The organism is Sulfitobacter sp. HI0129 (genome assembly GCF_001635395.1).
Taxonomy (GTDB): Bacteria; Pseudomonadota; Alphaproteobacteria; order Rhodobacterales; family Rhodobacteraceae; genus Sulfitobacter.
On sequence record NZ_LWGH01000331.1, the window covers coordinates 1 to 8,550 of the forward strand.

An 8,550-nucleotide genomic window follows, 5' to 3' on the forward strand; every position below is an offset into this window, starting at 1 on the left:
CACCAGATCGTGCAGCTCGTCCACCTTGCCGCGCCGGTCCGGTTCGGACATGGCGCGCCGTTCGATCAGGACGTTGAGGTTGCCGCCCGCGCAGAAAAAATCCCCTTCGGAGGTCAGGATGGCGGCCCTGATACGCGGCTCCTGCGCCAATGCCACGGCTTCGTGGATGGCCGCGTATAACTCCGGTGAAAGGGCACCGCGCTTGGCGGTATTGCCATTCCAGACGATGACGCGGTCGCCCTTGTCCTCGATGCGCGCACTCATGATGCCAACCGCTCCTGCGGGACCCGCTTGAAGACGCCCGTCGACGTGGCGATCAGGGTGCCTGTTTCGTGCCGCAACTCCGCGGTGATATAGAGCAGGCTGCGCCCGCCCCCTGTCACCGTGCCTTTGGCGCAGACCCAGCCGGGCAAGCCCGGGGCAAGGAATTGCGTCGTCATGGAGATCGTCAGGAAGGGCGCCGTGCCGCTATTGTCCACCGTCAGCGATCCTGTCGTGCCCGACGCATTGTCGAGCAGCGCCGTCGTGATACCCCCGTGCAGAACGTCATGCCGGTTCAGATGCTGCGGGCCGAGGTCCAGCCAGCAGCGTCCGTGGGTCGGGTCCGACACGTCGACCACGTAGCCGATCAGGGTCTGCGTGCCGGTCTCGTCCCGGATCAGGTGGCGTTCATCAGGCAGCGGCGAAGTCAATGAAGCGCTCCAGATGATGGTCCGTATCGCCGAAGCGGTGGTCCGCCATGACGATACGCTTGGCGATATGCGCCAACTCGTATTCCTGCGTCATGGCGATGCCGCCATGCATCTGGATGCTGTCTTCGGCCACCAGCCTGCCCGCGCGCCCCATCAGGTTCTTCGTGGCTGAGACATGGCGTTCGCGGCTGGCACGATCATCTTCCAGATGACCCGCTGCAAGGATCACGGCAGAGCGCGCCTGCTCCATCTCGATCAACAGATCGGCCATGCGATGCGCCAGCGCCTGGAACGTCCCGATGGGCCGCCCGAACTGCTTGCGCGTACCAAGATAGTCGCGGGTCAGATCGCAGGCGGTTTCCATCGCGCCCAGCGTTTCGGCGCAAAGCGCCACATTGGCCGTGGCGATCCGCGCCTCGATGGCAGGCAGCGCCTTTCCGGCCTCCCCCAGGCGGGCGGAGGCGGGCACCGTCACATCATCGAGCGTTACTTCCGCCGCGCGCCCACCTGCGAGCAGGGCATAGCCCTGAAGGGTAATGCCCTTGGTATCCGCGGGAACGAGGAACAGCGAAATGCCCGCGTCATCGCCCGGCTCGCCGCTTTCGCGCGCCGATACGACCAGTATGTCCGCCGCCTCTGCGTTGATGACCACGGCCTTGCGCCCGTTGAGCACGATGTCGTCGCCTTCGGCCTTCGCCGTAGTGGCGACCCGGTTGAGGTCATAGCGGCTGGCCGGTTCGCCATGGGCGAAGGCCAGTTGCAGCCCGCCGCCGATGATCTCCTCGACATGAGCCTGCTGATCTTCGTTACCCAGATCCGCGATGAGACCCCCGGCAAGGATCGCGGTATCCATGAAGGGTTCGACCACGCCTGCGCGGCCCAATTCTTCGAACACCACTGCGATGTCGAAGCCCTTGCCGCCAAAACCGCCCTGTTCTTCGGTGAAGAGTGCGCCGATGACGCCCAGCTCGGCAAGGCCGGTCCAGATTTCGGTCGACATGCCCGCGTCGCTTTCGAGGATCTTGTTGCGGGTCGCCGTGTCATACTTGTCGCGCAGGAACCGCCGAAGGCTGTCCTGCAGCATTTGCCGCTCTTCTGTCAGGTCAAAGTTCATTTGCCACCTCCCAGCATGGTTTTCGCGATGATCCCGCGCTGGATCTCGTTGGAGCCGCCGAAGATCGACAGCTTGCGGTTGTTGAAATATTGCGCCGCGACCGGGCCCGCGTTGAGCGGGTCGGGCAGTGCAAGGTTGGACCCTTCCACCGCTTCGGAGGCGAAGGGCATCGCGTAGACACCGGCAGCCCGCCGGGCGAGGTCGTTGATCTCCTGCCGGATGATCGTGCCCTTGACCTTCAGCATGGAACTCTCCACGCCCGGTGCGGTGCCGGCGGCGGCCTTGGACACGATGCGCAGGTTGGTCGTGCTCATCGCCATCAGGTCGATCTCCACCCGTGCCACGCGGGCCGCGAAATGGGGGTTCTCGATCAACGGCTTGCCACCCGCCATTTCGGACTTTGCCAGCCGTTTGACCGCCGACAGGCCCGCCTGCGAAAACCCGACACCGGCGATGTTCGTGCGTTCATGGGTCAGCAGGTACTTGGCATAGGTCCAGCCCTTGTTCTCCTCCCCCACGAGGTTCTCGACCGGGACCTTCACATCCGTGAACCAGACTTCGTTCACCTCGGCCCCGCCGTCGAGCAGGACGATGGGCCGCACCTCGACCCCGGGGGTGTCCATGTCGATCAGCAGGAAGGAGATGCCCTCCTGCTGCTTCACGTCCTTGTCCGTCCGGACGAGGCAGAAGATCATGTTGGCGTGCTGGCCCAGTGTCGTCCATGTCTTCTGACCGTTGACGATGTAATGATCGCCATCGCGCACCGCGGTTGTCTTGAGCGAGGCGAGGTCCGAACCGGCACCCGGTTCGGAATAGCCCTGACACCACCAGTCTTCACCAGACAGAATGCGCGGCAGCCAATAGTCCTGCTGTTCCTTGGAGCCGAACTTCTGCAGCACGGGCGCCAGCATCGACAGACCAAAGGGCACGATGCGCGGCGCGTGGGCGGCGGCGGCCTCTTCCTCGAAGATATGACGCTGGACGGCGTTCCACTCGGCGCCGCCGAATTCTTTCGGCCAGTTAGGGGCCAGCCAGCCCTTTTCGTTCAGGATCGCGTGCCAGCGTTCCTGACCTTCCTTGCCCAGTTCCTCGCCCTTACGGATCTTTTCGGACAACTCCTTGGGGAGTTTTTCGTCCAGAAAGGCACGGACTTCCTCGCGGAAGGCGCGTTCTTCATCGGAATAGCTCAGGTCCATGTTTCGTTTCCTTCCTCGTGTTGGGGGGTGGGCCGGGCGCTCATGCGGCGGCGGCCTTGTTGAGGTCTTCGAAATTGCGGTCTTCGGCGACGAGCCGTTCGAGCAGAGGCGCGGGTTTCCAGAACCACGCGTCGTCCTGCGCGTATTCGCGGATATCGGCGAGTACGTTGTCCAGACCCTGCAGGTCGGCCCATTTCATCGGCCCGCCCCAGTAGCGCGGGAAGCCGTAACCGAAAAGCAGCGTCATATCGATGTCGAGCGGGCGGCGTGCGATGCCTTCTTCCAGCACCTTGGCGGATTCATTCACCATCGCGCACATGTAGCGGCGCACGATCTCGGCGTCGGTGAAGTCGCGCGGGGTGATGCCGCGTTCCTTCTGCTCTTCCTCGATCAGGCGGGTAATCTCGGGGTTCGGCGTGCCGCCGCGCTGGCCCTTTTCATAGATGTAATAACCCTGCCCCGTCTTCTGGCCGAAGTGTCCCTGTTCGCAAAGCCTGTCGATATAGGTGGGTACCCGTTCTTCGGGGTGGCGGGTCGGCGCCTTGCGCTTGCGGGTCGCCCAGCCGATATCCAATCCGGCAAGGTCGGCCACCGCGAAGGGCCCCATGGCGAAGCCAAAATCCGTCAGCGCCTTGTCGATCTGATAGGGCGAGGCCCCTTCCAGCACCATGTGATCCGCCGCCGTGCGGTAGACCGCGAGAATGCGGTTGCCGATAAAGCCGTCGCAGACGCCGGCCCGGACCGAGGTCTTGCCCAGCATCTTGCCGAGCGCGAAGCCCGTGGCGACAACCTCCGGTGCGGTCTTGTCGGCGACCACGACCTCCAGCAGTTTCATCACATGCGCGGGCGAGAAGAAATGCAGCCCGATCACGTCTTCGGGCCGCGACGTGCTGGCGGCGATTTCGTTGATGTCGAGATAGGATGTGTTGCTCGCCAGAACGGCACCCTTCTTGCAGACCGCGTCCAGCTTGCCAAAGACCTCTTTCTTGACGCCCATGTCCTCGAAGACCGCTTCGACCACGAGATCGACCGAGGCGAGACTGTCGTAGTTCTCCGAAACTTCGAGCGCGGTGGTCGTGAGAGCCTGAAATTTCATTTCGGTGATTTTGCCCCGCTTCAGGGCGCCCTGAAGGTTGCCGGCGATCCGGTCGCGGGCGGCCTTCGCGGCCTCATCCGACATTTCGATCAGCACCACGTTCAAGCCCGCCAAGAGGGCCGCCGTCGCGATGCCCGCGCCCATGGTCCCGCCGCCGATCACGCCGATGGATTGCAGTGCGCGCGGCTCCACGCCCTTCAGCTCGGGCAGGTTGCTCACGGCGCGCTCTGAGAAGAACGCATGGATCATGCCCTGACGCTGGTCGGTCTGCATCAGTTCCATGAAGATGTCGCGCTCGGCTTTCATGCCTTCCTGGAAGGGCAGTTCGACGCTTGCCTGCACGGCACGGACGGCCTTGGCCGGGCTGATCTGCCCCCGGCCCTTCTTCAGCACCGTATCGTAGGTGCCGTCCCAGTCGATGGGCTCCGCCGCCGGCATTGCGCTGACAGGCCGGCGCAACGCGCCTTCTTCCAGCAGGTGGCGCGCATAGGAAAGGCCCACTTCCTCAGGGTCGCCTTCGGCGATCTTGTCGATGATGCCAAGGCTCTGGGCCTCGGACGCCTTCACGTGACGGCCGGAGGTGATGACCTCGATCGCCGCTTCCGCGCCCGTCAAACGTGGCAGACGCTGAGTGCCACCCGCCCCGGGAATGAGACCAAGGTGCACTTCGGGCAGACCCAACCGGGCCGAGGGTTGCGCGACGCGGTAGTGCGTCGACAGCGCGACCTCCAGCCCGCCGCCCAGCGAAACGCCGTGCATCGATGCCACCACCAACAGCGGGGAGGCTTCGATCCGTGCGCAGAGATCGGGCAGATGCGGCTCTTTCGGCGGTTTGCCGAATTCGGTGATATCGGCCCCGGCGATAAACGCGCGCCCGTCGCCTACGATCACGACCGCCTTCACGCCCTCTTCGGATTCGGCGCGGTCCATCCCGTCCTGAAGGCCCTGCCGGACGGCCTGGCTCAGCGCGTTGACGGGCGGGTTCTGGATCCGCAGCACGGCCACATCGGCATGTCGGGTATAGGCAACCTTGTCGCTCATTTCATTCTCCTCTGTCTCAGCCGCGGCGGGTCAGCGCCGCTGGATGTCCGGTACGCTGCTCCAATCCGCGAACGGTGTCGCGCAGGGCGGGGCCGACCTCTTCCCGGGCGCGGGTGTCAGTCAGATCAGTAGGCAAGGCGCCGCAGGTAAAGGCAACCGGCTCGCCGAATTCATTGGCGAAATAAGGCACACTTACCGCATTGACGCTGCGTGCATAACGGGTGGGCGGCGGTGCGATGGTAAAGCCCTGCCCGATAAGCTGGTCGTAGCCGTCCTGCCTGAATTGCGTCAGTTCCGAATCGGGATCGAGTGCGGCAAAGCGTTCTTCGCCCATGGTCGCCAGAACCGCCTGCCCCGAGGACGACCCGAAAATCGGAATGCGGTGCCCCGGTTCAAGCCAGATGGTCGCGACGCCCCCTGGCCGCCAAGTCTTGGCAAGCAGCATGCGGTCGCCATCCCGCACGGCGATGAGCGCGAGCGTTCCGGTCGCATCGGCGAGCTTCTGCATCGCTTCCGATGCCAGATCGACAAACCCGATAGACAGCGACGCGACCGAACCCAGCGCCACCGCTGACGGTCCGAGGCGGAAGCGGTCATTGCGCGTCCCGTGGCTGAGGTAGCCCAATTCGCAAAGCGTATAGGTCAGCCGCGACACCGTGGGTTTGGGCAGGCCCGTGCGTTCGGCGATCTCGGCGTGGGTCAGCCCATTGTCGCTGGCCCGAAAGGCACGCAAAATGCCCAAGCCCCGCGCCAGCGTATTGGCGAACTTGCGATCCGAAACCTGATCGTTCATCGGGCCGCCATCGGTATCAGGAGCGATATCGCCGGGAAGGACATGATCAGGACGAGCACGATGATATCGATGCTCAGGAAGCGCGTGATGCCAGCAAAGATCTTGTCGATCGGGGCTTCCTTGCCCACCACGTTGGCGATGACGAAGACGTTGAGCCCCACGGGCGGCGTGATCAGCCCGATTTCCAGCAGCTTGATGACCACGACCCCGAACCAGATGAGGTTCAGCCCGTAGCTTTCCACCAGCGGGATCATCAGCGGCAGAGTGAGCACCATGATCCCGATGGGATCGAGGAACATGCCGAGCAGCAGGTAGATCACCGCGATGCAAAGCATCAGCACCACCAGCGAAAGCTGCGCATCAGATACCCAGCCCACGATCACATTGGCCACGCCGGTCAGCGCCACGAAGGCCACAAAGATCTTGGCCGCGGCGGCAATCAGGAAGATGGCCGAGGTCTGGATGCAGGTTTCCTTCACCGCGTCCCACAACCCGCCCAGGGTCAGCTTGCGCTGCACAAAGCCGATGATCGCCGCCGACACCACGCAGACGGCGGCAGCTTCTGTTGCGGTGAAGATACCGCCGTAGATGCCCCCGATGATCAGGATGAAAAGCAGCACGGCGGGCCAGCTTTCCCATGCCGCGCGGAAGCGTTCCGAGCTGGAATAGCGCTGATCCGTCGAGGGCGCGATTTCCGGCGTCCGCCAGACCCAGACCGCGATCACGAAGATGAACCCCGCCAGCGTCAGCAGACCCGGCAGAACCCCCGCCAGGAACAGAGAGGAGATGGAGGTTTCGGTGAAGATCCCGTAGATGATGAAGAGGACCGAAGGCGGGATGAGCGAGCCCAGCGTGCCGCCCGCCGCGACCGATGCCGTCGCGAGGCGCGGATCGTAACCCATACGCAGCATCTCGGGTGTGCAGATCTTGCCCATGGTCGACGCGCAGGCGATGGACGATCCGGTGATCGCCGAAAAGCCGCCGCAGCCCATGACGGAGGCCATCGCGACCCCGCCGGGCAGGCGCGTCAGCCAGACCTTGGCGGCGTGATAGATCTTGGTGGTGATGTCGGCCTTGTAGGCGATGTGACCCAGCGCCACGAAAAGCGGGATCATCGACAGATCGTAGGAATGGATGAGGTCGAAGGAGTTCGAAAACACCATCGAAGTCGTCGCCTTGATCGCGCGCTCCGGCATGAACGTGCCGGTGCGGAAGGCAAAGATGAAAAAGGTCGCGACGGTGGCGACGGAAGCCAGCGTAAAGGCGATCGGCACCCGCATCGCCAGCATGAAGAGAACCGCGCCAAAGGCGATCAGCCCGATGGTCGAAGCATCCATCAACCGTTCTCCCCTTCGGTCAGCAGGTCACCTGCATGTTGTTGTTCGTCCGACACGACGCCGCCCGCCAGAATGGTGCGGGTATCGCGCCACGCCAGTTCTGCGAGCCGCAGGAATGTGGCGATGATGCCAACGAGGAAGAGCAGCCTGCCCGGCCATTTCGGCAGGTTCAGGTCACCGTAGAAAAAGCTGCCCTTTTCGACAGCCCCGATCAGCTCGCGCCCCCCCGAGTAAATCAGCGGCGCAAGCGCAATAAGCCCGATGACGGAGCCGGTCACGATGAGCCATGACCGGAACCGTGGGCCGAAGCGGTCGGATACGAAGGCCACGCTCACATGGGCGCGCGCGGCCGTCGCGGCGGCAAGGGGCAGGACGATGGCGGCGACCATGAGTTCGCGCACCATCGTGACGCTGTCGGGCACCTGGCCCGCAAAGACAGCGCGGGCCACGACGTTGGTGGTGATCAGGACACCCAGCAGGATGACCGCAAGCGCGCCCAGTCCCAGCAGGATTTTCTCAAGTGGCACCAACATCGGCCCGCCCCCTCTTTGTACTACGATCAGTTGCTCGGCTGTTCCCAGGGATAGCCCTCGGCGTCGCGCACCTCGGTGTACTTGGTGATGAGCGACTGGTACTCGGCCAGCAGTTCCTCACCGGGCAGGCCCGCGGCATTCGCCGTCTCGACCCATTCGTCGAGGAACTTCTTGCCTGCTTCAACCAGCTTCGCGCGCTCTTCCGCGGGCAGTTCGATCACTTCGACGCCCTGCTCCTTCATCGACGCGATGGCCTTGTCGTTCGCTTCGTTGATCATGCGGCCGAATTCGTCCGCCATGTCAGAACCGACCTGACCGATCAGCTCCTGCTGTTCGGCGCTCAGGCTGTCGTAGGTGTCCTTGTTCATGAAGATACCCAGACCACCGACCTGACCCCAGTCTAGGATGGTGTAGTTGTCCATCACCTCGGCCTGCTTCAGCGCTGCAACCGCGTAGCTGTAGCCCTGCGAGCAGTCGATCAGGCCCGTATCCAGACCCTGATAGGCGTCATAGATGGACATGTTGACCATATTGGCGCCGTTCTCGCCAAAGACCTTGCCGTATGCGCCAACGCCGCGCACTTTCTTGCCGGAGATATCGTCGACGGTGCGGATCGGCTCGCCCTTGCAGCCGATGTTGACCTGGCTGGTGGTCCAGCTGCCGACGTAGACGAGGTTCTTGTCCGCCAGATCGGCCTGAATTTCGGGGCTGTTGCGCATCAATTCGTCGGTGGCGCGCATCCCGACCC

The 8,550-nt window shown here is 63.6% G+C and carries 8 protein-coding genes and 1 pseudogene; all 9 read right to left on the bottom strand.

The genetic code is table 11. The features are described 5' to 3' along the window. A pseudogene (locus A3764_RS08060) lies at positions 1–264 on the bottom strand (enoyl-CoA hydratase); the annotation flags it as partial. Continuing rightward, positions 261–692, bottom strand: coding sequence for a PaaI family thioesterase (locus A3764_RS08065; RefSeq protein ID WP_067922681.1), 432 nt, complete (start codon positions 690–692; stop codon positions 261–263). The pseudogene A3764_RS08060 and the gene A3764_RS08065, both read right to left, overlap by 4 nt. Continuing rightward, positions 673–1,806 carry an acyl-CoA dehydrogenase family protein gene (locus A3764_RS08070; RefSeq protein ID WP_067922685.1) on the bottom strand — a complete coding sequence of 378 codons (1,134 nt, stop codon included), beginning with the start codon at positions 1,804–1,806 and terminating at the stop codon, positions 673–675. The genes A3764_RS08065 and A3764_RS08070 overlap by 20 nt, the downstream gene beginning before the upstream one ends. After that, complete coding sequence (locus A3764_RS08075) at positions 1,803–3,002, bottom strand: acyl-CoA dehydrogenase family protein (protein WP_067922688.1); 1,200 nt, start codon at positions 3,000–3,002, stop codon at positions 1,803–1,805. Before A3764_RS08075 ends, A3764_RS08070 begins: the two co-directional genes overlap by 4 nt. Before the next feature lie 40 nt (positions 3,003–3,042). Continuing rightward, positions 3,043–5,139 carry an FAD-dependent oxidoreductase gene (locus A3764_RS08080; RefSeq protein ID WP_067922690.1) on the bottom strand — a complete coding sequence of 699 codons (2,097 nt, stop codon included), beginning with the start codon at positions 5,137–5,139 and terminating at the stop codon, positions 3,043–3,045. Between the two features lie 16 nt (positions 5,140–5,155). After that, positions 5,156–5,932 (bottom strand): IclR family transcriptional regulator, encoded by a 777-nt coding sequence (locus A3764_RS08085; RefSeq protein WP_067922693.1) that lies wholly within the window; start codon positions 5,930–5,932, stop codon positions 5,156–5,158. Next, a complete protein-coding gene (locus A3764_RS08090) occupies positions 5,929–7,269 on the bottom strand; it encodes a TRAP transporter large permease (protein WP_067922696.1) in 1,341 nt (446 codons plus the stop codon). The genes A3764_RS08085 and A3764_RS08090 overlap by 4 nt, the downstream gene beginning before the upstream one ends. Beyond that, positions 7,269–7,802, bottom strand: coding sequence for a TRAP transporter small permease (locus A3764_RS08095; RefSeq protein WP_067922699.1), 534 nt, complete (start codon positions 7,800–7,802; stop codon positions 7,269–7,271). The genes A3764_RS08090 and A3764_RS08095 overlap by 1 nt, the downstream gene beginning before the upstream one ends. A 26-nt stretch (positions 7,803–7,828) precedes the next feature. Then, positions 7,829–8,550 (bottom strand): TRAP transporter substrate-binding protein DctP (dctP, locus tag A3764_RS08100; RefSeq protein WP_067951449.1); only part of this gene is annotated, 722 nt, incomplete at its 5' end.

Bases quoted from the DNA above. Each gene is read 5' to 3' on its own strand.
- A3764_RS08070 (WP_067922685.1), bottom strand. From the start codon at position 1,806: ATGAACTTTGACCTGACAGAAGAGCGGCAAATGCTGCAGGACAGCCTT.
- A3764_RS08075 (WP_067922688.1), bottom strand. From the start codon at position 3,002: ATGGACCTGAGCTATTCCGATGAAGAACGCGCCTTCCGCGAGGAAGTC.
- A3764_RS08080 (WP_067922690.1), bottom strand. From the start codon at position 5,139: ATGAGCGACAAGGTTGCCTATACCCGACATGCCGATGTGGCCGTGCTG.
- A3764_RS08085 (WP_067922693.1), bottom strand. From the start codon at position 5,932: ATGAACGATCAGGTTTCGGATCGCAAGTTCGCCAATACGCTGGCGCGG.
- A3764_RS08090 (WP_067922696.1), bottom strand. From the start codon at position 7,269: ATGGATGCTTCGACCATCGGGCTGATCGCCTTTGGCGCGGTTCTCTTC.
- A3764_RS08095 (WP_067922699.1), bottom strand. From the start codon at position 7,802: ATGTTGGTGCCACTTGAGAAAATCCTGCTGGGACTGGGCGCGCTTGCG.